Origin of the sequence: Acinetobacter larvae (genome assembly GCF_001704115.1) — a bacterium.
Taxonomy (GTDB): Bacteria; Pseudomonadota; Gammaproteobacteria; order Pseudomonadales; family Moraxellaceae; genus Acinetobacter; species Acinetobacter larvae.
Genome location: NZ_CP016895.1, coordinates 1719599 through 1742693, shown reverse-complemented (window position 1 = coordinate 1742693; position 23095 = coordinate 1719599). Strand labels below are relative to the sequence as shown.

The following is a 23095-nucleotide window of genomic DNA, read 5'->3' as shown; positions in this document are numbered from 1 at the left end:
CCTCATTTACCAAAGTTACGACCATACCCCTTTAGACCACCAGCCAACTCACGCCCATGCTTACGCATAAAACGGCGAATATCGCTAGAATCCCATGCTTGAATATTAATCGTAGACATACCACCACCATCACCAGCCATTGCAGGTTGTTCCATTCCGCCATTACGCATTGATCGCCCTAAAGCACGAATGGTGTTGGCATGTTGTTTGGGCAACACCATTTCTTCTTCATGCAATTGGGTTACTGGATTCACACCCGCAGGAATATCATAACCACCGCGAGCAGACTTAATTTTACCGGCTAAACCACCAACCAATGCTAATGCTGCAGCGCCAGCACCTACGGCGAGAAATGGCCCAATATATGGGATTGATACCATCGCTTTGAATGCCCCAGCCATTGCTTCCCATGCATACATCATGATCGATTTAATTGCTTCGCCAGCCTTAAGCGCCAAACGTGCCAATACACCAGTCGCCGTAGCTGCCGTTTTAACTCCTTCACCTGCAACTACTGCAGTTGTTTGAGCTGCTTGCCCACCAACTTCAGCCGCCGTTTCAGTTTTAATAAAACCTAGCTTTATCGCCATACGTTGAGCTAAACCTGTCATATAGACGCGCAATGGTTCAGTCACCATCTTCTGAAGAAAGAATCCAGCCATATCTGTTAAAACGGCGTTAGTCGCATTGCTCCAAGTCAAGGTACCATTCATCATGGCTTGAATGCCTTTATCCCAAAGACCAGAGATCCGATTGGTTAAGCCACCAAATTTATCTTCAAAATCTTTCATTTGAGCATCATTAATCAGACCAGGCATTAAGGTGTCAGAAATGGTCTTTTCATTATCTAGAGCCGCTATGCTTTCATTGGCATTATGTACGCCGTCACTCTTACCACTAAAAGCACTCTTGCTCATTTCCAGTGATAAGCGATCTTCCAAGGCATTCCGCTTAGTTTGATAAAGCTTATCTTCCAGCTGCTTCTCAAGCTGCAGTCTCTGCGAATTGGAGATTTGCTTAGCTTCAAATAAAGCCTGAGTCTGTGCCATTTCCAGCTCGTAGATCCGCTGTGCCAGTAGCTCTTTACCCTCAATAATCTGTTCAGACATATCTTGAGTATTTTCCAACTCCTCCAGCTCGATCGCCTTGATCTTGTCGGCAGCTTCTTTTTTAGCTTTTACAGCAAAGTCTTCTTTTTCGCTTTTGCTTAAAGTTGACTCTCGAATCGCCGCCAATTCCTCCTCTAAATCAAGCTCGACCTGTTTTCTCTGTGAAGCGTATTTGTGCTGTAGGTTTAGCTTGTTTTTTTCAGCATCAACGAATGCTTGATAGCTATCTTTACTTGATGAGGTATTACTCCCTTTACTAGCACCACCTTTAACTTTTTGCATCATTGCTGGGATCTGATGCATTAAATCAAGCACCACACCATTCTCAAAAAATACCCTTGAAGTATAACCACCTGTTTCAGACACCATTTTTTGTACATCTTTCACGGCGGCATTCGTCGTAATTTCTGTACCAGCTGGTGCAGAAAAATCCCAGCCCCCGTGCTTTCCTCGGCTCCCCCTGTCTTCACCGTATGGGTGTTTAGACATACTTGGTTTAAGCGTCTGCCCCCCTAACTGTAACAAAGCCATGTCTTGTGCAGTAACACCGCCTTTCCCTGATCCTTTGGGGTATTGCAAATGAAGATGGTTACCCGTGCTACGCCCAGTACTCCCAACAAGACCAACTAGACGATTACCGGTCTGCTTATTATTTGCCGCCTCACTTTTCTTTTTTGCATCTAAGGCTTTTTTTTCCGCCTCTTGCCGTGCTTTTTCCTGCTGCTTAAGGTCCCATGAGGCTTGCTCGGCATCCAGAAGCTCCTTTGGCATCACACCATCTTTATTGGTAAATCCCATACCAGCAGCTTCACGCGCATCAGCACGATGTTCTGCACGCTCACGCGATATGCCAGTAACTGCCATATTAGTCTGTACATAACGTTCACGCCCAGCTGTCTTATTAACACCATCTACATATTGACGCTGTTTCTCAGTTAAATTTGCATAAGCGTTAGCTTTTTCATTGACTGAATTGGTATGTGCTTTATTATCAATCGTTGATTGACGCGTCACATTGCTATATGACTTCAGTACATCCAATGCTTTAAAGACTGCTTCTTGCTCTTTAGTCAAAGATTTTGATTTTTCATCAATAGTAGATTTATGCTTTTCTTCGACCGACTTAAGATTATTGATACCGGTTGCAAGCTGATCAGCTTTGATCTTGCCATCAAGATACTGGTCATATAGTTCTTTGGCCTTTTTCTTATCCTCATATGTAGCATCAGAATGGTTGATCACGGCGCGTACTAAGCCCAATAAAGCAATCTCTTGCTTTTTAAAACCTTCTTCTGCAGTTGTAAGATCAGCCTTGGTCTGACGCGTCAGTACGCGCTGTTGGGCGGCATCTAAGCGATCATATTCTGCCTTTAGCTCAGCAACAGATTTACCCTGACTTTCAAGCGATGGTTCTACTTGATCGCTACTTTTTTTCAGATATAAGAATGCAGCGCCAGCTGCAATACCTTGCACCGCCAACATACCTAAGCCAGCAGGACCGCCGAGCACCGCCATTGCACCACGTAATACAGCTAGACTACGTGTTGTTAACGTTGCTTGGGCGGATAAACCGGCCAAACTCGCCTGATTTCTAATATTTTCGATAGTAGCAGCAACTGTCGTCTTGATCGATAGTGCCATCTGTGTAATATATTTAGTCGCCAACACTGCAGCTACAGCACTGACTCCCGCAACAACAGTACTAATATTTTTACCTAGAGCAACAAGCACGGCAGCTATTTTTCCGGTAACTGCATGCGCCTCATTGGCCTTACCAATAAATACGGTCAATTCAGTCTTTAGTACGCGCAAGCCATCATTAACACTGTTTTCCATATCATTAGCAAAGCCCTCATTTGCCTCGCGACTATCATTAAAAGCTTTCTTGAGCTGGTTGCCTGTGATCTTGCCTGCATTCCCCATTTCAAGAATTTTATCTTTAGATTCCCCCATGCTTGTAGATAAATCATCAACAATGCTTGGTATAGCTGATAGCATAGTGACAAAGGCATCACCAGAAACCTTATTGCTATAAATACTTTTCATAAAAGCGTTGGTTGCTGATGCCGCTTTATCTGATGCTGTTGCGTTATGGGTAAAACTAAACGATAAGCTGTCAGTAATACGCAAAGCTTCTTCTGTGGTGGATCCAAACGCCTTTAAAGCACCACCCACATCAAGGTAAACCTGTTGTGCTTCTTCAAGTGAGCGATATGTTGTATTTGCTGTTTCTAGTAAATGATCTTGGACTTTATTGTATTCAACCATATCAGTAGAAGCTTTACGAATCTGCGCACCCATTTGCCCATAGCTATCTGCCATATCAATGACATTACTAACAGTTAGGGTACCAGCTAAAAGCGTACTCACAGATTTAAATGAGCTGGAAATCGAAGCAAAGCTTTTATTAAATGAATCACTAATATTCGTGCTAAGTTTTTGCATATTGCCCTGCACATTACGAGACATATCTGTAAAACTTTTTTCAATAATAGATGTATCAATATTAATTTTCAGGCTTTTACCAGCATTCTCCATTTCTTTTACAGTTTTACTAACAACCTCACCTGACTCTTTCATGCCAGTTTTAAGCTCGGAAGTGTTAGCACCAATACTTACTTCTACCTTATTACCATTCGCCATAACTACCTCGCAGGCATAAAAAAACCGCCGTGATGGCGGTGATAAAATCTTTTTGAGTATTCTTAAAATATTTAAGTCTTACCTAAGCAACTAATCAGACAATGGAATCTTCGTGAAGTTTTTATTACGATCTGACCACATGTAGATTACGCAAGCTGACTCTATGTAGCAAAATTGGATACTAGGCTTGGATATCTTAAACTTCCGAATTTCATTCTGTTGGCATTCCCAATAACCTTTTTCACAAGCGCTATCCCATACCTCATTAGATGGATCTAATAATTCTATTGCCATGCTTTGGGCAGAAATTGAATCATTTTGATCGAGGTTAAATCGCTTTATATTATCTCCATCTGAAATATCGACAATAAGCCGATATCCCGTAGAGGAATTATTTTTTAATAATATTTGCGCTCTATCAGTTTTACCATCACCATTAAAATCTGCCTCAACACGACTCGGTGAATTAAATCTCGCCCAATCATCTATTGCATCCTCACTTGTTGGTAATCGCCAACCATCAGGAAGGTTAAAAGTTGCCTCTTTGGGAGTTGTTGCACATGCAGATAAGAAGAGAGTTAAAAATCCTAATACTTTCAATTTTTTCATATCGTCACACTTGTACTAACTCGGAGTTAGTTAATCTTCAGGGGTATTTTAATTATCAGAGAGCATGGGGTCGCAATCCACTATCAGACCCTAAATTAATTATCTATAGGCGCAACATCAATCGGAGCAGCAGAATTAGTATTGTTAGACGAATCATCCACTGGGAATTTGTCCAAATATGCTTTATCGCAAAACGAGGCTACGACAGCATTAAAATATTGATTATCAGGATTATCAAATACCACTTTTCCATTATCTCGCTTAAACACGAACCTTGAAAAGCCAGCATATGCTCCGTATGAGTTCTTAGAGTTCACCTCACCACAATTACCAATAACATTCCTAAATCTAGCTGATTCCCCATCCTTCAACATATACTTAACGGCATCTTCTACTTTTTTTAAATCCGCCTCTTTCTCAGCTTTTAATTGGGCTTCAGTTTCAGATTTTTTTTCCAAATCAATTTCTTCTTGAGATTTGCTACAAGCACTAACCAAACTCAACACCAAAAGTGTAAGTATTAATTTCTTCATTATGAACACCTCAAATAAGGGTTTATAAAATAACAATAAAATATAAAATAATCTATTGAAGAATACCACTTCCCGCCAGTAGCCTTAACCACCCTGCGGAAAGTTTCTTAGATCATTTAACAATTCATCGTCATCATCATTATTTTCTACATTATCTTGTTCATCATCTTCAATGCCCATAAATGCCTCTATTAATAATCGAATGCGATGAATATTGATAGGCACGGGAGGTATTCTACGATTGCACGCCGTTAATGCATTTAAACGGGGAATATCAAAATCACTGCGGATATATTCAAAATCTCTCCCCGTTGTGAGCACCAAATGCGCGTATAGCTCCTCCCAGTCTATTCCCCCGACTGTTCACCAGTCTTTTCGCCGTTATGAGTTAGACCTGAACTATTGATGATTAAGCCCAACACCTCTTCCATGTTTGCCATATCTAGAATTTCATCAGCAATAAATTCTCGCTGAATATCAGGATAATTGCGCTTTAAGGAAATATGTGCCACATCAATAATTGTCGTGATCGGTACACTCGCCGAACTCAATTGATCTTGATATTTTTCAATGGCACCCAATGGTAACGGCGCAAACACTAGTTTATGACCAGCAATTACTTTTTCATTGCCACGCGGATAATCAACTTGCTTTAATTCCATGCGTTATTACTCCGAAGTAGTCCAATTGAACACACGACCCAAATCATCAGCCATCGGCTGAAACTCAAACTCTGGTAGATCGTAATCATCTTGCTTAGAGTTAAAAGCAAGCTTATTACTGGTGCAGCGGAAGAAATCCATTTGCATGATCTTACCCTTATAATCACGCATCAGATCCACTGCGAACTCCGGTGTATAACCCATATCTAGGTTGGTCACTAAACCAGATTTAGCACCAGCAACCGTTGCCGAATATTTAAAGCTGATAAATACGGTTTTTCCAACATCCGCCGTGGCAAAAGTATATGAACCTGTAGCATCAACTGCATATTGCCCTGCTTCTGGTGTACCAGACACACGTACCAACGGCACCGCTTTAGTATTGGTTACGCCAAGATCACGAACAAAGGTACCGGAATTAGGAACAGTGGGCTTAACGATTCCACCAGAGGCAATCACTTCACCATTCATGGTTTGAGCAATGGTTTCAACACCGCCTTCAGATACCACGCCCCCAAAGAAAATAGAATTGAGTAAAGCGCCGTTAATACGCCCCATCGTGGCTTTACACTTGATTGAGCCCTTGCCGCGTGCTGCATCAACAGCAAACTGGCCACGACCATAGAGCTCTTTTAAGTCATAACTGATATCAACCGATACTGACTGTAATACACCCACTTCAACCGGTGTTGCATCACTAATCGGCTGACCATATATATCTTGCAACGGCGTAGCAAACACTTTGCCAGCGCCAAATAAATATTGAGCCATATTTTTAAGCCTCTTAAAATGAGAAAACCGCCGTGATGGCGGTCATTTAAATGTTTGTGATTAATTGGTTGTTAAAATTCGCACCGGAATAATGGCAATGCCTTGGTCATCCAGCATATTCTCTGCTGCCTCATACACTTCAATCGTCCCCTCGATCCAGCAATGTTCCACCAAACCACCTAAGGTTTGATATTCACACACTTCGGGATAATCTGGCGCAATCGCATCACGAACCTTATCAATCATGCGATTCAACTGTATGGATGGCGCAATCGCTGGATCTGATTCATGAATATACAAGTAAACCTCAGCTTCCAACTGCACCTTGGCATTTAAACCTTTTACCGGTGCTTCCTGTTGATTGCCTTGCGTAATAAACAATGCCGGACGTTGCTCAGAAGGTACCTGATTAAAATGCCGTAGACGGCGACTGGTTGTTACTACGCCGTCTATCTGAGAAAGGCGCTGATAAAGTGCTTGGTATATTGCTTCACTATCCATGAATACCTCGCTGAATGGCATTATCAATATTCTTAGGTACGATCTTGGCGATCTGATCCAATGAATCGCGCATGAAACAGCGTTCACGCAGATTCATTGTTCGACTAAAACTTCCCACCATGATCTGCTTTGGCGTAATCGGTCGACCAAATGCTTTTTTAATATTGCGCAAATGAGCTTTTACCGTGACAGCTCCTTTAAAGCCAAACTCATGGGCTGGTGCATAAGGTACCAGTGCGCCACCAGCCCCCACTGTCCCCTCTATCGAATCCGCCGTTTCATCAACTTTAGAAGAGATCGAGCCACGTAACCGACCAGACTGCACATTGAGACGTTGACCGGTCAGCATATCTTCCTGCACTGTTCGCTGTAGCTTAAGTGTTAAAGCATTCACTGTACGGCGTATTTCAAATCGTACCCGATCGTTCATCGCATTAAAGTCAACATCAGCATTTACACGGATATCGCTCATAATACACCTTAGTTTTTAACTGCAGCTGTAGGCTTCTTGGCTACAGACCCGTTATAACGACTAAAGCCCAAAGGGACCAACAATGGATAGATATCATCGACTGATTCAATGACACCATCTGTAACTTGATGGGCTTTACCAGCGATAACCAAAGTTTTAGCTTTGTAATGCACTGGTGCTTGATATTTAAATGACATGATGTGCTCCTACACAACAAAGGCACTTACACCCAAGCGATTGGGATTAGTACCTTGCTCATCAATGGGGATAGAGTTTTTAAGGGCTAAATAGCGCTGACCATAAATACTGTGGCTGTAAAAAGATTCTGTGTTGGATCGTGAATAGCTCACCGATTGCCCCGCAATAGACATCGATGCAGCATCGTTAAAGCCAGCGCCGTTTTTTGATTTGATTGCGACTTTTAAAATATGTGCTGCATATAGACCCACAGCACGTTCTTTTAATGCGCCAAATTGCAGTGTTGATACAACAAGGTCGGCTTCCTCCAAGGCATCTGCAATTTCTGCGTCTGGCAAGTTGAGAAGCGCCGTGTCGTATTTGAATTTTTGCCGGAATGCCTGTGGATCCATACATCACCTATTCAGTTGCTTGTGCGAGCTTGGCTTGCAGTTGCTCCAATGCTTCATCATCGGCATACATGATGTCTAGATCTTTAAGTGCAGCACGTACCTCGTTCAGCTCTGTGCCTGCGGCATCTGCTGGCTTAGCACCTTTGGTGTTACCTGATCCACGGCGACCACCAGTTGCCTTAGGTTCTTCCACTTCGGTAATAGTCAACTCACCCACTTCCAGCAAATGCTCTACAAACTTGTTTTTCGCCAAAGATTTATGTTCTTTATCTTCAAGCATCACGGCGACACCTGCAGGTAAAACACAAACACCAGACAAAATAAAAGCGGCTTGTGGGCCGCTGTAGGTATATGAATAACGCATGTTGTTTTAATCCTTATTGATGGTCCAAGTAACGTAGTGAATCAACGCGCTTTAACCATACGCCTTGATATTTATAATGACCTGGTACCTTAATGTCCAAGTCCACAGGCTGAGCTGCCAAGAACTGCACATCATCGGCTTTCATCTGGATGCAGCTTGGATCACGGCGATAGATAATAGAACGATCACTACCAGCTGTACCTTGTTTATTGGAACGACCTAAACCGCGAATAGTTAAAGGTTTAGATTGCGTGGCAAAGATATTATTTTCTTCAATAAACTTCAGGAAGGTTTTACCACCTGAGTCAGGTACCACACGTGTAGATAAGTGCATGTACTGGTTGGAGGCCATCAAATAAGTATCGGGTTGTACTGATGCATCGTTATCAAAGATTTCATCTGCGTCAGCTAAACTGGCGTTAAAATCAGCCAAGACCTGTTCAATGGTCGCCGTTGCCCAATTATGCTGTGCCGATACGACCGTTACACCGGTTTGGTTAAGAAAGCCAGTGATGCCTGCCAATGGATTACCATACCAAGCAATTTGCGATAGATGCTTTTCTGCCGCCAAGCGTGCTGCCTGAACTTTATCTGATTCAAGCTGAATATTGAGCTTTTGTGCTGCCGCCAATTCCATAATTGAATAGCGATAACCAATCACACCTACTTTAATCGGTAATGACACGGTATCAAATTCAACTTCAGCCAGTGGCACGTCATTCCCTGTACCTGAATAGTCTTTCCCCATCCCCACGCCACGTTTACGTGATAAGACTTCACCACCACCAAATACGCCGTTTACACCAGTGACAGGAATATACTTGGCATAATCCATAACCTGCTCAAGCTGAGGGGTTATTTCGTTAATTTCTTCAAGCTTAACGAAGAGCTGCGCTAATGCATCAATATTGAATGCATCACCCACTTGTGCCTGAACGATTTGTGCTACGGGTGTTAAGCGTAGCTTCATGTGAGCAATTTTACTCATGTTTGTTAAGCCCCTAATAAGCGAACAATGGCAAGACCTTGTTCATTTGAAATACTTTCCCAAGATGCATTTGGGAATTCAGTGCCATCCGTGTCAGTGGATGATAAAGATCCTAACGGCGCAACATCAGTAGCATTCGCCGTTTTCACATACACCTTGGCGTTAATATCCGTCACAGGTGCCGTGGTTTTCACCCAAATAGAACCAATGGTCATGATTGGCGCTACATCACCTTGCTGATAGGCTTCTTTGCCTGCAGCGTTACGACCGGACTTGCCTACGCCGTGACGTAAACAGATCCCAAACTTGGTGTTAGTCGCATCAGTCACGGTTGAAACCGTTTTACCATCAGCATTACGAATCACCACCTCACCATCGGTAAATACACCATCTCCCGATACATGAATGGACAATACGTCCTCTGGACCACTGATCCGGGCACGCATACCCGGTAATTGATCAATTTGCTTAACCATAGACTGCCCCCTTAAATGGTTTTATAAGCATCGGCTTTGTTATAGCCTTGCTGTTGATTGGCACTTGGATCAGCATCACCGACCTGTTGTTTTTGGAATGTTTGCAGTGCATCACCCACGGCGTTGGTGGGCGTGGTTGCTTTCACTGCTGACAATGCACGAAACACCGTATCGATCTGATCCGGCTTGGCGTCACCCACAGCGACCCCACCAAGCACCGCCGCGACCAAAGCATCGCCAGCTTTGGTGGCAATCACATCACGCTTGATCTGCTCACAGCTACAGCCTTCGGTTTTTACACCTGGTGCAATAGCTTTCGCATCAGCAACCACGGCGGCACGTTCTGCCACAACTTGATCCAACTTTTCAGGGGTAATCTGATTCTTTTCCAAATCCCCGACTTGCTGCTTAAGTTGAGCATTTTCAGCCTGCAAGGTATTGACCACCGCTTGTACTGCCGGCAGTTCGTCTCCGATCGCAAATTGCTGATCACCCACTTTGAGTTTTGCGGCTTTAAGATTCTCTAACTGCTCTTGCTGCAGCTTGAGGGCATCCGCCAATGGCTTGTTATCGCCAATATCAAAACGAATGCCGTTTACAAGTACTTCCATGGTTTCCCCCTTTGGGTTTGGTTTTTCATCACCGATACGACAGTCACCGCCACAGCGACCATATTTGACCAGTGCCACGTGATTGCCCTTAAAATTAATGAACTTAGCCTGATACGGTGTACCATCTGGCGCCGTGCCATTTTCAAGCATCAGATCTGCGCCATAGCCGAGTGAGATTTCAATGCGCTCATTGCTCTGGATCAAGTCAATGCTGTTCTTGTCTTTAATCAGAAGATCACCAACTAGATAGCCTTCTTCCACACGCACGTTCTCGCATGTTCCTGTGTGGTACTCCTTCCAGTTCGAGGCATTGATCTCGTTCTTGGGTGGGTGATAATCCGTGGTATCCACACCGTTAAAGCTCAGCACCACTTCGGGCTTAAACAGCTCCTCTGCAGGTGTGTAGACATTAATGATCTGATCCGCCGTGAATCCTGTTAGACTTGGAAATTCATAAGCGTAGTACTGACGTACTTGTGGCGCTTTGGCCAAACGAACATTCACGCACTTCAGATACCCTTCTTTGGTAAATGAGCGTGATGATTCACTCGGAGCAAAGTCTCCGATTTTGAGTTGGTAGAGTATTTTCATAAATTGCGCTCAATAAAAAAACCCAAAAAGCACAAAACCCCATAAGTTGTGCCTTACGACTCACAGGGTTTTGTTTGCCTAACGGGCCCTATTTTTTAAAAATTTGCAATTTCTAAGGGATAGTAAATAAATTTCTTTAAATCATCCTCACTTATAAATGCTTTAATGCCATCCCCTTTATTAAAAAAATATTCATCAGGGATAAGGTATTCAGTTCCATTTATTTGAAATTGATAATCTAATCTACGATACAAACACTCCATTAACTTCTCCTCTCCATTTGTATCAGGTACAAAATCAGAAATGAAACATTTTTGCCTATCAATCATATATCCATTATTACAAATCTCTATAATTTCACCTTGAACTATATTTCTATTAGAATGTGTAATTGTTTTCCATTGGTTGTTCAGTGATTTTAAACTAGTTGTTTTTTTATTATCAAAACCATAAGAAATTTTTTTAACATTCTTAACCAAATCAGCATACAGATAATTTAAAACAATTCTGTTATATAAATGCTTCATGTTATTTTTAAGACAATACCATACGATATAAATACTCAGCCTGACCCCATTTTCAGTAATTACAAGATTTTCATCACCTTTAACGGTCAAATTTCTGTGATCATCCCAACTTAATCCACCAAATTTATCATGATGAAATTTATTTCGTATAAGTCTTAAAATATTATAAATCTCTATCAGGACTTTAGTTGCGTCATCTTGCCCCCTTATCTTCTGACCCAATTTAAAAAAACTTACATTACTTAAATGAGGATAATCAGCATAAAATTTTGATACCAAACAATGAAATGCCGATTCAACTTTAAAATTAATTTCAACATCTCTATGTGGTGTTCTAACATTGTTAGCTGACAAAGTTGGGCAAAAAGCTTCGTGCTTTATTTTTTTTTCACCCTTACCATCATATGAAATCAAAACCGTATCTGGTTTATCTTGATGTAAGGATATTCGGGGATTCATTACTTCTAAATAATTCGCATAGAAACTGGAAACACCATCAAATTTCAACATATGCAACACCTAAAACCATTATATTTATCATTATAAATCAATATTATTCAAGTGCTAAACCATAATAATTCGGCAACGCCGTGCAACGACATCGAATCGGCTCACCAGGATGACCGCCACTTGGTGGATCATTCCAACGAAATGTTTTACCCTGTTTATTCCGATGGTCCGTTCGCACTCGCTCATCTTTAGCCGATTGCCACACATAAGTCTCAACACCCATAGAAACCTGACGAGCTTGATTGATCTGGCCATTAATCTTACCCATTTGATCACTGGCTATGAGTCGACAACGATAGTCTGTTGATACACCTAACTGCTTAATTGCTTGAGCTAACTCTTCATTGGTCTGCCCTGTCTGATAAGCATGCATAACCAATGCTTCAAGCTTATCCACATATTGATTCGGGATAGACTTAATCAAAGATACGTTGGCAGCAATATTACGATCAACCACATCCTGAATATCTGCAGCACGGTAGAATGGAGTCAAATCCACACCAATAATAGACTTAGTGTGCTTGGCGATCTGTCCATCAACATCAGCACGCACATCAACTACAACTTTGGTGGCCAATGGCTCAGCAGATTTAACCGTATACCGAACGATCCGATCTTTTAGCTTCGCAAATAATTCAGAAAACCAACTGTCACCAATGTTTTGGCCTACAACTGGCAATACCAACTCATCAGCCTGTTCCTGACAGTATTTGGATATAGCCAATAACTGCCGTGTGTAATAAAGCTCTACACGGCGATTAACTTTTACAGGCTTTAACTTGGCCTTACGCCCACGTTTTGATTTTTTAATCTGCTGTAGCTGTGGTTTAAGTAATTGGAATATCGTCGTCATGCAGTTTCACCATCATTTCCAACTCTTTGATATGTTGCTCATCAATCACTGAGTAAACACCATCTATCTGTAATTGCCGTGCGATCTGAGGCTCAGTAACAATGGCCATTTCTAAATACTTGGCATCACGCTCAGAGTTTGCCTTTTCTACTTCCGCACGTACCTTGGCGTCTAATTGCCACAATGGATTAAATACAATATCAAGCTTAGGGATTTGCCGACCAAAGGTAGACTGGCAAATCACCGCAAGAAACCGCATTAAAATCGGCTTCAATTGCCAGACCTGCTTAGTTGCAATGGAGTCATAATAGTTTCGCGTATCATGCTCACCAGTTGCATTTAAACCTGCAGGTGCTTGACCGAACAATATGGTGTATGGAATCTCTGCCGCCCCAGCTGCTTGAATAGAATATTCACGCATTAGATCTGGTAAACCAGCAAAGTTGTAAGTCTTAGAGTCGTACTCTTCATCTTTATCAAGTACCAATAAGCCATTTAGACCTTTGAGCAAACCAACACTCATAAAACGCTCTACAACAGCTTTCATATCATCTTTGATCTTTGCAACTAGATCTGGTGTACGAATCACATCGATCTTAGATTCATGTACCAGACTGGCGGATCCTTTCTTGACACTGGCATGATCAAGTAGATCTTCATACACTTCCTGCAAAATGCTTTGTGGTTCCTCATTCACGACATCTGCATAGCGAAATGGGATTAAACGACTGTAGTGGATTCTTTGACGCCCTTTACCATCATTCATTTGCAAATCGTAAAATTCAGGCTGTTTAAGCAAACCACAGCATGCTGATGGGGGCATATAAGTATTTTTATCAGCCTTAAGATATTTCTTCTTAATCACAGTAAAGAACTCTAAGCGCCCTTGGCCTAATTTATCCAACTCCAAAGGTTCATCTAAAGCCTTACCATCCGCCGTGCCAAGTAATACATAAACTTCACCATAGAGGCGTGACAGTATCAAACCAGACATAAGCACGTGGTTTAAGTGATAATGCTTACAAGCCTCTTCAAGCTTGGATAGATCACTATCTTGAATGCCCTCGTAGTACCAACCAGCACGCAACATATCCGAAGCTGGTCGATTGACAATACGTTTGGCCAGCCAATGCTGATACACCGCCTCAAGCTGATCATCTGGGATATCACGACGCACAAAATGCCCATGCGATGCTTTGTCACGCCCGGTACCAATATTAGAGACAAAGTTTGTATATGCGCCCGCATCACCAATGGCGTCGGGCTTCTTCGATTTAGCCATAAGTTTTCCTAATCAAATACGGTTGGCTTTTTCGCCAAGGTGTCATTAATAGCATCAATGGTCGGGTCCCACTGGTCATCATGATCATGAGTCATATCCGCCGTGAGCCCTTCGATTTCTTCGATATAGTTCAATAACCACGGCGCAGATACAGGTAGCAACACATTGCCATCCTCAACGTAAAACACCACATCCATGGTCCGTGTCAGCTTGTCTATACCGCGTTGAACAGCTCTGATTGGTAATGTGGTCTGCCGTGATACAGTTTGAATCAAGGTGGTACCAGATGATTTATCTTCAATTGCCATATAGCGCAGTTTGCCAATCTTGGTATTACTATCCTTGTGCTTATTGATAAATGCCTTGGCTTCCTTAATCAGCTCTGGCGATTCCCACTTACCACGGCGTACGTCGATGATATAAAGCCGATTGTCATGACCTAGCCCCGCACATAAGAACACTGAATAGTCGTTGTGCTCTTTGGTTTTCTGCGCCGTATCAGCCCAGATCGCCCGCCACTTCAGGACTGGTAGTTCAACATAACGACCGAACCATTCAGCTTTAACCAGATCACCACCGAGCTTTTTCGGCTGCTGTTGGTACTGGCTGCTGAATGTATAGCGCGATACTGTGGCGCCGTCTTTATCTTGACCACCTTGCTCAAGCTGCAGTAGAGACTGTAATGATTCTTTTAGTGGCCAATAACTTTGGCGACCTCTTTCATCACGCTCTACATCACGTGGCACTTTTTTGCGGATATGCTCAGGTAACTTAGCAATATAAGCATCATCAATTAATGCTGGTACCGTGATTTGGTGCCATTGACCAGGTACATTGCCGGTCATCACAAAATTGGTCGGATCTTCAACATGCAAACGCTGCATGATCAGAATAATCGGTGTAGATGACTTGGCTTTACGCGAGTTGACCGTGTTTAGGATTTTACGATTGGCTTTCTTACGTGCTGACTGACTAAAAGCATCCTCTGGCTTTAATGGGTCATCTAGAATAATGGCACCAGTAAAGCCATTATCCGCTAATGTTCCTGCACGGCGACCGGTAACCTGACCGCCCATCGATGCAGAATAGACATGCCCCGCTTCATAGCCGTCTACGGTCGTTTTCCAACTGGCTTTAGCGTCTGTACTAGTTGAAATACTAACCGGCCAAAGCCCTTGGAAATCCTCAGACTTAACGATATTACGCGCTGTACTCGATACATCCTCAACCAGTGACTGCGAAAATGATAAATATAAGAATCGCGATCGAGCATTACGTGCAATACCACGTGCGATTAAATTGGTCAGTAACTCGGTCTTTCCTGATCCGGGTGGAACATTAATAACAAGGTTTTCTATTCGTCCGGCAATGACTTCATCAATGGCCCAAGCAATATATTCATGATGCCAATTGACCGAGAACTTAAAGCCCATGCGGGGCATAAAAAAACGCCGTGTAAAGAATAAATGTTCTTTCTCACAGCGTTCTTGTTCAATCTGCACTTCAAGCAGGCTAGTATTTGCTTTCGAGTTCATCCCACACCTGCTTGATATCTTCAGGCGTTGCTTTTACATAGGTTGTATTTTCACTTTGTAGTGGTCCACCACCTGCACCGGTTATTTCCTGCTTATTGGTATATTGATTGCCCATTTCTTTGGCCGCCTGTTCTGCCCATTTTGGGGTGAATACGGGGTTATTCGGATAGGCATCAACAAGATTTTGCAGCAGCTGTAAGCGGTACCGTTTATTGGCGATCGGGATTGCTTCCAGCTCATCATTGGCCTTACGGCGGTACTCAAAAAATAAATCTCGTAGTTCTTGGCTGAGGTCCTGACCAGTTCGTTTGGTTGGATCATATGCTTCGCATTGCTGTGGTGTTACATCAACATTAAAAACTTCTTTTGCGGTTTTTGATGTCTGTGTCGGGGATTCAAATTCAGCAAGCATTCGAACGATGAACAATTTCACCTTTTTAGTAATACGTGCCATTTCCACCATTCCATCCAAGTACATCCAAGAAGAATGGCAAAAAAATTTAAACCACTCTTAAAAAGCAAGTGCCGCAAGCATGATGAACATTGGCCCTTGATAGCTCAGGTTTCTGATTAGCAGCCTCTACCATTCGTTTAACCTCTTCACTGGCACCGTAACGGCGTACAACGCCTGTAAACTCTTCAACATCATGTCCGCGTATTTCTAAGTTGGGCTTTCCAGTTTCTCGGTTATACGACAAAAAACCAAATCGATCGCGCTTGTGAGCAATGTGATACAGCTCATGTTCTATTAGGGCGCAAAAGCTTATATCGTCACACTCAGCACAAAACTGAGCATCCAAGGTAATTAGGTAATCCGGTACGGTTCCAAACCAATCAATCAATTGAACTTCTTGCCGATCCTTTTTCCATCCCGATGCGTTGATCATAATTCTCTCAGCTTGGCCAACAACAATACGGCCCTGTTTTTTAAATCCGCCATTCGCCCATAGCACGGCGATATGCTGGAAGTTAAAAGCACCTAAATGTGCATGATCTGGATTAAAAAGTTGATGATCTGGGTTTAAAAATACTGCTTTGATCCACCCCCACACCTCAGGCGCAGGAACAAATGCAGCATCATAGATCCCTGTGATCGATTCAGGTGGTTGTGGTCTTTTCATTAATTTTTCCATTAAAAAACCCACCGAAGTGGGCCCACTTAAAACGGAATATTCTCAAATAGCAAAACCAAAACATCATATACTTTGTAGAGAATGATCCCCACCTTAATAGTGTTTTGAATTGGCTTGATTGTCTTCTTAATAAGTGTTTTTAATTTTAATATACTATTCATTATTTTCCTTTCTTTTATATTTTCTTCTTATAGGTCGCGCGCGTCCCAAATGTAAGGCTAGCTTGCTCACCTTTTCTAAGTACCCGAACGGGGACCTAAGTGAAAAATATAATTGATTAGAAATTAATAAGTTATATACCAAAAATTAAACGTGTGTAGTACAGCACTATTTGACTTTCCTTTCAAGATCAGTTGAAACCGTTTGGTTATTTATTACACCCATTGATTTAGTAATTTTTTCCATTAAGTCTAATGACCTCACGGAATATCGACACCTGCAAAAACAACAAAACCCCGCAATTGCGAGGCTTATCCAGTGAATTACTATAACTTCGTCCACTATGCCATAAATATAGCGTTTGCTTTCCTGAGGGTCAAGTCTCAATCACTTGTATGCAATGAATTTATACCGAGAGTGCAGAACAGCTAGACCACACTTAACATCTTGCTCCGCTCCATATTTAGAACGGATGATTGTTGGGTTATCAACATATCCAACTTTAATCACCATTTCCGACCAACTATTAAAATAAAAATAGCGATCGACAATTGCATCAAGCCATTCATCCATCACATCCGACTGCCCCCGTAAATCCAAAACTAGACGCTGCACGGCGCGCGCTTCATTGTCTGTTATTTCACAAACTATATCTTTAGGGGTTTGCTTCTTAATTGGCATGAAATCAATATCGCTCAACATAGCGTCTGCGGTTATTTGGCGTTTTTTTCTAATACCCAATTTAAGTTTTTTCCGTTTTACAACAGCCTGATCCATGGCAGCAGCAATAGGATTTAATGATTTTCCACAAGTTCCCTGCACTGTGTTCTGCCACGCCCCGAATTGATATAGCCATCCTTCTAAATCGTATTTACCCCAATCCGTAGCCTGCATAATCGTTACAGCTGCATTCATACCTTACTTCTCCACCAATTCTAAAATGCCTTTAATCGCCCCACCACTCTTCACATCAGCCGTGCTAAACCTTAGTACCGTATAACCCAGTATTGTTGCCGCGTTGTACTTCTCTATATCTGCCTGATACCCCTTACCGCGTGTATGCCTGCCACCTGACCAAATCCCACCTTCCACTTCGACAAGCAATTTATGCCCAACGATATGAAAATCAGCCCGCCATTTTCGCGTTTCACAGAATTTGAACTCTTGATCAAACGCAATGCCGTGGGCTTTTAAATGCTGTGCAAGTGTTGCCTCACCTTCGCTTTCAACTTTGGCACCACGGCGCACTGGACGCCGTGATTTAGCCTTAGGTTTAGCTTTGATCATCTTTCGATACTCAGCTAATGGAATGCTGCTCATAGATATGCCAACGCATGATGTGTTGAATTGCTGCCATTGCCACTAGTCGCAGTTGCCCACACTGAAAACGTAAGTATCAGTAAAATGAGCAATGCAAATTTATCCTGGTCTTTCATCGTGATGCCTCAAGAATGACTTTTGGTGTGCCTGTTTGATATTTAGGTCCATCAATAGTTTTAGACGTTGAAAACAATGCTCTAGCCATTTCCGTTGCTTCATAGTGATAAATCGATACGCGCTTTAAATAACCCAACTCAACGAGATCAGTTAAACAGTTTGAAGCTGTATGCAAACTTGCATTGATTACATGTAAAGCAATGTCTTTACGCATGAATGGCTTAGTCGCATGCACGGCGTAAATAATGATATCTAAGCGTTTCTCAAATGATTTTTGTGATGTTATGGTCATGCTGCAGCCCCCTGTACTTTCTCGATTCTCTGTCCGATCCAATGCATAACGGGTACCGCCATAGAATTACCCATTGCTTTATATCGAGCTACTTTTGATGCGCCTGGTATATTCGTATAGTTGTCTGGGAACCCCTGTAGTCGCTCACATTCAATTTCAGTTAAATATCTGGCTAAATAAGAAATATAGACATTCTCTTGTCCACTATTTCGCCCTAAACAGTGGGCATATTTACTGGATAAAATCGGGTCTTGTGTCCCGTGAATAACTACGCCGTGTCTATCAGACATTGTGAGTGTTGGTGCCTGTTCTGAACTTAAACCAATGATATTTCTTTGAATACCACAAGAATGAATCACGTAGCCTCGATCATTATTGCTTAGTAAAGTTGCAGATTTTTCCTCAGTAACAGCCGCATTTGAATTGCACCCACCAACGCCAATTGCATGCCCAATGTAATAGTCACCGCTAAATGCTTCTTGATTGCCAAGCCACATTTTTTCGCCATGTGATGCTAAGGGTGGAGGTGTTATTCTTTTACCGCTAAGAGTCTGGCCTGTAGCTCCAATGTAATTACCACCACTTCTGGTAAAATCTTCCCCCTTGCTTTTGCTCGTCTTAAAATCCCCAAGCACGCTTTTGCGCTCAAAAAGTACTTCTGCGATACATTCTGTTCGAGCACTTGCGACAACAAACACTCGTTTACGTCGTTGGGCGAGTCCGAAATATTGAGCATCAAGGACTCTCCAAGCAATTTGTCGTTGTGGTCCAAACACACAACCTGCGTTCGTCCATTTTTTCCCTGTCGGCTGCAATTCACTCCCTTCACCCGAAAGCGCTCCCAAAAAACAGCCGAAAGCGTTGTCTTTTGTGCTGAGCACACCGGGGACATTTTCCCAAACAATAATGGATGGCTTGAATCCTTGAATAAGTCTTGCTGAATCAATTTCATTTGCTAATCTCACGAACTCAAGGCTTAATTGCCCTCGATCGTCTTCTAACGAGTTTCTTAAACCAGCAACAGAGAAAGCTTGACATGGCGTGCCACCGACCAAGACATCTGGTGCTTCGATTTTTTCACTCCTAACCATTTCTGCGATTTTTTTCATATCACCTAAGTTCGGAATATCTGGATAGTGATGCGCTAAAACTTGTGAAGGAAATTTTTCAATTTCTGCAAACCATGTTGGAGTCCAACCCAGTGATTGCCATGCAACACTTGCAGCTTCGACACCAGAACAAACTGATCCATATTTCATGCTGAACCCTCCAACACACCTGTGAAGCCGACTTGTTTTAAATACCCTTCCCATTTCTTCGCCTGTGCTGGATCTTCAAGCTTCACGGCGATCTTTGCCGCTAGTTTCTCGTATGAATCACCTGGTTCGCTGTATCGGCCTGCAAACTCGGGATGATGTGCAAGCTTGGTCGCAAATACATGAATTTGTTTTTCAGAGAGTTGGTTGGCTTTCGCTGCAGTAGAGAATTTAGATCCTTGACTCTTGGCCGAATCTGAATATTTACTTCGATATGCATTGATCAGCCAGTCAGCAAAATAGAAATTCATCAAGTCATCACAAAGGTTCTTTTCTGCGTTGTAAATCTCGAATGCTCGTTTTTCACGACCAGCCCATGTTGATTTCGCGATAACTGCAAAATCGATACTGCCATCAGCTTCTCGAATTTCATTTTCAAGTTTTTTAAAACAAAGCCAGTCTTTTTTATTTTTAGATTCATCTGAAAGATTCTTTAAAAGATTCCGTGTCCCAACGTTGGGACTCTTTCCGCGGAACGTTGGGACTCTTTCATCGGATTGTTGGGACGGTTCCATTGTTGGAACTGTTCCATTATTGGGACTCTTTAATTCATTATTTTTAGTGTCAAGGTGTACCAATGTTGGGACAGTTTCACGACCATTTACCCCCATTAAGCGATAAACTTTTACTTGTTTCGTGCGACCTTTTCGCTCACCGGTATCTAAAATTAATCCGTCTTCGATTAACTCATCGATTATTTTAAGCACGGTTTTACGATCCATCTCCGTATCTTCTACCAGACGCCCCACGCTTGGATAACAGCAATGATCCTCACCTGCACGATCTGCAAGTGAGAGTAAAAGTAATTTTTTAAGTGGCTTTGAACTGCCGCCTTTCTTTTGCTGTAGCTGAACTCGCCAAGCCCAATTGGTTGCATCTAAACTCATAACACCACCTTAGGCTTTACATAGCTACCAAATGATTCAACAACCCCGGCATTCACCATGCTTTTAACAATCCGCTGCGCTAAAAAATTGGCAATACGAAAATAACGCTCCATCGAACGTGCTAACTCCTCTTTCGTCACTGCAGCATTGTTTTCGTTATAACCACGGCGTCTAAGATTTTCTTTCTTGCGCTCCAGCATGTCATTCAGCATTCTTAGTGCTGGCTCATGGAAAGATTGGATATTCTGCTGTTGCCAGTGGTCCACTGACGGTGCGTGAATTTGTGTATTCATGCGATCAACACCCCATTTGTTGAAATGTCTAAACGGCGCCGTGCAGTAATTTCGGCGGTAGTCGCATGGCGGATATCACTGATCCAAACGGATAACATTTTTGCTTTGCATGGCTTGGTGATGTAACACTTTGCATTTAGAACAGTATTTACTTTCGAGAACTCATAAAGTGTGTTGTCATCGCCATTGATTAACACAACCGCATCGCCTCGGACGAAATCTGTCGCCGTGTCATTGCTTGCTACGGCTGGTTTTGATATATTTGATTTCATATTCATTGGTTTCCTAATTAGTGAATTACTGACCGCTTCTATTCACAGTAGAAGCGGTTTTTATTTGCCTAAAACTCGCAAATCCCTTACATCCCCCTGATTCCCCGTCAATCCCAAGCGATTCATTTTTTTGGCTGTTACATTTACAACATGCCACTTAGCCATGATCATCATCTCTAAAAAGATCGCAGCTTGAGCAGCTATTTCGTTTTCATCTAAATCAGCCAAAACAGAGAGACGGCTATGCATATCCACTTCGATACGAACATGAATAGATTTTTTTTCGAGGCTCATAAATTCACCTATGTAATTATGCGATTAATGTTTGTAGATCAGCTTTTAGCTTGCCTTTTGTTAGGACTTCAAAGGTAGCTTGGGTGCGAGGTGGGATGCCGTTTTGCTCCCATGCGGTCACGGTTGATCTTGCAACACCTATTATGTTTGCTAGATGCGACTTATTTTTAGCTTCATAGAAAGCCATTAATTGCTCTACCGTCATATTCAATTACTCAAACAAAAATACTTCAATCATTTGAACATTTTGTTCAAGCAATTGTCAATACGTTTGTTCATAATTCTGAACAAATAGGAGATTATTAAATGCAACAGACAGTTTCAGATAGAATTAGATTACGGATGTCTGAACTTGGCATGAATCAAGCAGACTTAATGCGTCTCACAGGGGCTGCAAGAGGTACGATTTCTGGGTGGTTCAATGGATCGAATAGCCCTAGCGCAAAACACATTGGTGCTCTATCTACAGCTCTAAAAACAACACCTCAATGGCTTTTAGATGGTGCTGGCTCACCAACTCAAGATGATAGCCAGCTTGAAGGTGTTAAATGCAAACCTGTACTAGCATGGGAAGCTCCCGAGGATTTAGATCCAAATGTTTATGTGATTATTCCTCATGTTGATGTTAAGTTTTCTGCTGGCAATGGACATATCGTTGAGTTTGAGCCTGCTAGGCAAGAGCTAGGCACAGCTCAATTACTAGATTGGATTCACAAGAAAAGAGTTTCACCTAAGAACTTAATAACGGTTGATATTGATGGCGATAGCATGGAACCAAGAATTCCGAATGGTAGTGTTGTTACGCTGGATAAATCCATAAACACATTGCAGCAAATTCAATCAGGTAGAGTTTATGCTATTCGCTATGGCAACGAATTAAAAATTAAGCGCTTATCTCTTCGGTACGATGGCGCCTTAATAATTGATAGTGATAACCCCGCATATGAGCGTGAAATTGTAGATCCTGATCAATTAGAGCATATTAGTGTAATTGGAAAATATATATCCCACTCTTATGATGGTGAAATTTAAGAAGGTCTTATGATGAAAATTATTAAAGAAGGAAATCACAATGATCGCAACACTTAATAAATCCAAAACCGCGCTAACGATTAATCGTCAAGAATTTAAAATGGCATTGGCTAAAATGGGCGATGGAATCGACAAGCAAATTGCAGCGCTTAAAAGAGCTAAACAGAGCTATGACGCTGCAGAAATGGCAAATGAGGTCATTGCTGAGGCTAATATCTTTGAAGCCATTATTGAGGGTTTTAACGAAGCTGAGGGCACTAGTTTAAAACTGGCTGACATAACAAATCGTGAGGCGGTGCAAGGCTGGATTGATGAGTTTTTAGAGAAGTACTCGGAGTAATAAGGTGCCTAGA

The 23095-nt window shown here is 42.2% G+C and carries 31 protein-coding genes; 2 read left to right on the top strand and 29 right to left on the bottom strand.

All coding sequences use genetic code 11. The features are described 5' to 3' along the window. Positions 1 to 2 precede the first annotated feature (2 nt). The 29 genes from BFG52_RS07860 to BFG52_RS07720 form a co-directional block, all read right to left on the bottom strand. Complete coding sequence (locus BFG52_RS07860; RefSeq protein WP_067554397.1) at positions 3 to 3752, bottom strand: tape measure protein; 3750 nt, start codon at positions 3750 to 3752, stop codon at positions 3 to 5. 90 nt (positions 3753 to 3842) lie between these two features. Continuing rightward, a complete protein-coding gene (locus tag BFG52_RS07855; RefSeq protein WP_067554394.1) occupies positions 3843 to 4361 on the bottom strand; it encodes a hypothetical protein in 519 nt (172 codons plus the stop codon). Positions 4362 to 4456: 95 nt separating this feature from the next. Next, complete coding sequence (locus tag BFG52_RS07850; RefSeq protein ID WP_067554391.1) at positions 4457 to 4894, bottom strand: hypothetical protein; 438 nt, start codon at positions 4892 to 4894, stop codon at positions 4457 to 4459. Between the two features lie 84 nt (positions 4895 to 4978). Next, positions 4979 to 5215 carry a hypothetical protein gene (locus BFG52_RS07845; RefSeq protein ID WP_071890106.1) on the bottom strand — a complete coding sequence of 79 codons (237 nt, stop codon included), beginning with the start codon at positions 5213 to 5215 and terminating at the stop codon, positions 4979 to 4981. Positions 5216 to 5241: 26 nt separating this feature from the next. Beyond that, positions 5242 to 5556, bottom strand: a complete 315-nt coding sequence (locus BFG52_RS07840) for a hypothetical protein (RefSeq protein WP_067554385.1) — start codon at positions 5554 to 5556, stop codon at positions 5242 to 5244. A gap of 6 nt (positions 5557 to 5562) precedes the next feature. Continuing rightward, complete coding sequence (locus BFG52_RS07835) at positions 5563 to 6327, bottom strand: hypothetical protein (RefSeq protein WP_067554382.1); 765 nt, start codon at positions 6325 to 6327, stop codon at positions 5563 to 5565. A gap of 60 nt (positions 6328 to 6387) precedes the next feature. After that, a complete protein-coding gene (locus tag BFG52_RS07830) occupies positions 6388 to 6828 on the bottom strand; it encodes a hypothetical protein (protein WP_067554379.1) in 441 nt (146 codons plus the stop codon). After that, entirely contained in the window at positions 6821 to 7300 is a 480-nt protein-coding gene (locus BFG52_RS07825) for a hypothetical protein (RefSeq protein WP_067554376.1), read from the bottom strand. The genes BFG52_RS07830 and BFG52_RS07825 overlap by 8 nt, the downstream gene beginning before the upstream one ends. Positions 7301 to 7308: 8 nt before the next feature. Then, complete coding sequence (locus BFG52_RS07820; RefSeq protein WP_067554373.1) at positions 7309 to 7497, bottom strand: hypothetical protein; 189 nt, start codon at positions 7495 to 7497, stop codon at positions 7309 to 7311. Between the two features lie 9 nt (positions 7498 to 7506). Beyond that, the gene (locus BFG52_RS07815; protein ID WP_067554370.1) at positions 7507 to 7890 is read right to left on the bottom strand and encodes a DUF4054 domain-containing protein; all 384 of its coding nucleotides are present in this window, start codon (positions 7888 to 7890) and stop codon (positions 7507 to 7509) included. A 7-nt stretch (positions 7891 to 7897) separates the two neighbouring features. Then, positions 7898 to 8254 carry a hypothetical protein gene (locus tag BFG52_RS07810; RefSeq protein ID WP_067554367.1) on the bottom strand — a complete coding sequence of 119 codons (357 nt, stop codon included), beginning with the start codon at positions 8252 to 8254 and terminating at the stop codon, positions 7898 to 7900. A 13-nt stretch (positions 8255 to 8267) separates the two neighbouring features. Continuing rightward, positions 8268 to 9242 (bottom strand): DUF2184 domain-containing protein, encoded by a 975-nt coding sequence (locus BFG52_RS07805; protein WP_067554363.1) that lies wholly within the window; start codon positions 9240 to 9242, stop codon positions 8268 to 8270. Between the two features lie 5 nt (positions 9243 to 9247). Further along, a complete protein-coding gene (locus tag BFG52_RS07800) occupies positions 9248 to 9718 on the bottom strand; it encodes a structural cement protein Gp24 (RefSeq protein WP_067554360.1) in 471 nt (156 codons plus the stop codon). Between the two features lie 11 nt (positions 9719 to 9729). Then, positions 9730 to 10920, bottom strand: a complete 1191-nt coding sequence (locus tag BFG52_RS07795; protein ID WP_067554357.1) for a DUF2213 domain-containing protein — start codon at positions 10918 to 10920, stop codon at positions 9730 to 9732. Between the two features lie 95 nt (positions 10921 to 11015). Continuing rightward, entirely contained in the window at positions 11016 to 11957 is a 942-nt protein-coding gene (locus tag BFG52_RS07790; RefSeq protein ID WP_067554354.1) for a hypothetical protein, read from the bottom strand. A gap of 43 nt (positions 11958 to 12000) precedes the next feature. Continuing rightward, entirely contained in the window at positions 12001 to 12810 is an 810-nt protein-coding gene (locus BFG52_RS07785; RefSeq protein ID WP_067554351.1) for a phage head morphogenesis protein, read from the bottom strand. After that, positions 12785 to 14092, bottom strand: a complete 1308-nt coding sequence (locus tag BFG52_RS07780) for a DUF1073 domain-containing protein (protein WP_067554348.1) — start codon at positions 14090 to 14092, stop codon at positions 12785 to 12787. The genes BFG52_RS07785 and BFG52_RS07780 overlap by 26 nt, the downstream gene beginning before the upstream one ends. Before the next feature lie 8 nt (positions 14093 to 14100). Further along, complete coding sequence (gene terL, locus BFG52_RS07775; protein WP_067554345.1) at positions 14101 to 15627, bottom strand: phage terminase large subunit; 1527 nt, start codon at positions 15625 to 15627, stop codon at positions 14101 to 14103. Then, a complete protein-coding gene (locus BFG52_RS07770) occupies positions 15605 to 16081 on the bottom strand; it encodes a DUF2280 domain-containing protein (protein WP_067554342.1) in 477 nt (158 codons plus the stop codon). Before BFG52_RS07770 ends, terL begins: the two co-directional genes overlap by 23 nt. A 46-nt stretch (positions 16082 to 16127) precedes the next feature. After that, positions 16128 to 16760 (bottom strand): putative metallopeptidase, encoded by a 633-nt coding sequence (locus BFG52_RS07765; protein WP_067554339.1) that lies wholly within the window; start codon positions 16758 to 16760, stop codon positions 16128 to 16130. Positions 16761 to 17306: 546 nt separating this feature from the next. After that, positions 17307 to 17834 carry a hypothetical protein gene (locus tag BFG52_RS07760; RefSeq protein ID WP_067554336.1) on the bottom strand — a complete coding sequence of 176 codons (528 nt, stop codon included), beginning with the start codon at positions 17832 to 17834 and terminating at the stop codon, positions 17307 to 17309. 3 nt (positions 17835 to 17837) lie between these two features. Further along, positions 17838 to 18239 (bottom strand): DUF559 domain-containing protein, encoded by a 402-nt coding sequence (locus BFG52_RS07755; RefSeq protein WP_067554333.1) that lies wholly within the window; start codon positions 18237 to 18239, stop codon positions 17838 to 17840. Between the two features lie 112 nt (positions 18240 to 18351). Continuing rightward, complete coding sequence (locus BFG52_RS07750; RefSeq protein ID WP_067554329.1) at positions 18352 to 18648, bottom strand: hypothetical protein; 297 nt, start codon at positions 18646 to 18648, stop codon at positions 18352 to 18354. After that, a complete protein-coding gene (locus tag BFG52_RS07745; RefSeq protein ID WP_067554326.1) occupies positions 18645 to 19907 on the bottom strand; it encodes a DNA cytosine methyltransferase in 1263 nt (420 codons plus the stop codon). The genes BFG52_RS07750 and BFG52_RS07745 overlap by 4 nt, the downstream gene beginning before the upstream one ends. Further along, complete coding sequence (locus BFG52_RS07740) at positions 19904 to 20851, bottom strand: helix-turn-helix domain-containing protein (protein ID WP_067554323.1); 948 nt, start codon at positions 20849 to 20851, stop codon at positions 19904 to 19906. Before BFG52_RS07740 ends, BFG52_RS07745 begins: the two co-directional genes overlap by 4 nt. Then, the gene (locus BFG52_RS07735) at positions 20848 to 21144 is read right to left on the bottom strand and encodes a hypothetical protein (protein WP_067554320.1); all 297 of its coding nucleotides are present in this window, start codon (positions 21142 to 21144) and stop codon (positions 20848 to 20850) included. Before BFG52_RS07735 ends, BFG52_RS07740 begins: the two co-directional genes overlap by 4 nt. Beyond that, the gene (locus tag BFG52_RS07730) at positions 21141 to 21422 is read right to left on the bottom strand and encodes a hypothetical protein (RefSeq protein WP_067554317.1); all 282 of its coding nucleotides are present in this window, start codon (positions 21420 to 21422) and stop codon (positions 21141 to 21143) included. Before BFG52_RS07730 ends, BFG52_RS07735 begins: the two co-directional genes overlap by 4 nt. A 54-nt stretch (positions 21423 to 21476) precedes the next feature. Further along, entirely contained in the window at positions 21477 to 21710 is a 234-nt protein-coding gene (locus tag BFG52_RS07725; RefSeq protein WP_067554314.1) for a hypothetical protein, read from the bottom strand. A 16-nt stretch (positions 21711 to 21726) separates the two neighbouring features. After that, positions 21727 to 21915, bottom strand: coding sequence for a Cro/CI family transcriptional regulator (locus tag BFG52_RS07720; RefSeq protein WP_067554311.1), 189 nt, complete (start codon positions 21913 to 21915; stop codon positions 21727 to 21729). Between the two features lie 101 nt (positions 21916 to 22016). Between BFG52_RS07720 and BFG52_RS07715 the strand changes: the two genes are divergently transcribed. Next, positions 22017 to 22742 carry a S24 family peptidase gene (locus BFG52_RS07715; RefSeq protein ID WP_067554308.1) on the top strand — a complete coding sequence of 242 codons (726 nt, stop codon included), beginning with the start codon at positions 22017 to 22019 and terminating at the stop codon, positions 22740 to 22742. A gap of 40 nt (positions 22743 to 22782) precedes the next feature. Continuing rightward, the gene (locus BFG52_RS07710; protein WP_067554305.1) at positions 22783 to 23082 is read left to right on the top strand and encodes a hypothetical protein; all 300 of its coding nucleotides are present in this window, start codon (positions 22783 to 22785) and stop codon (positions 23080 to 23082) included. Positions 23083 to 23095: the final 13 nt, after the last annotated feature.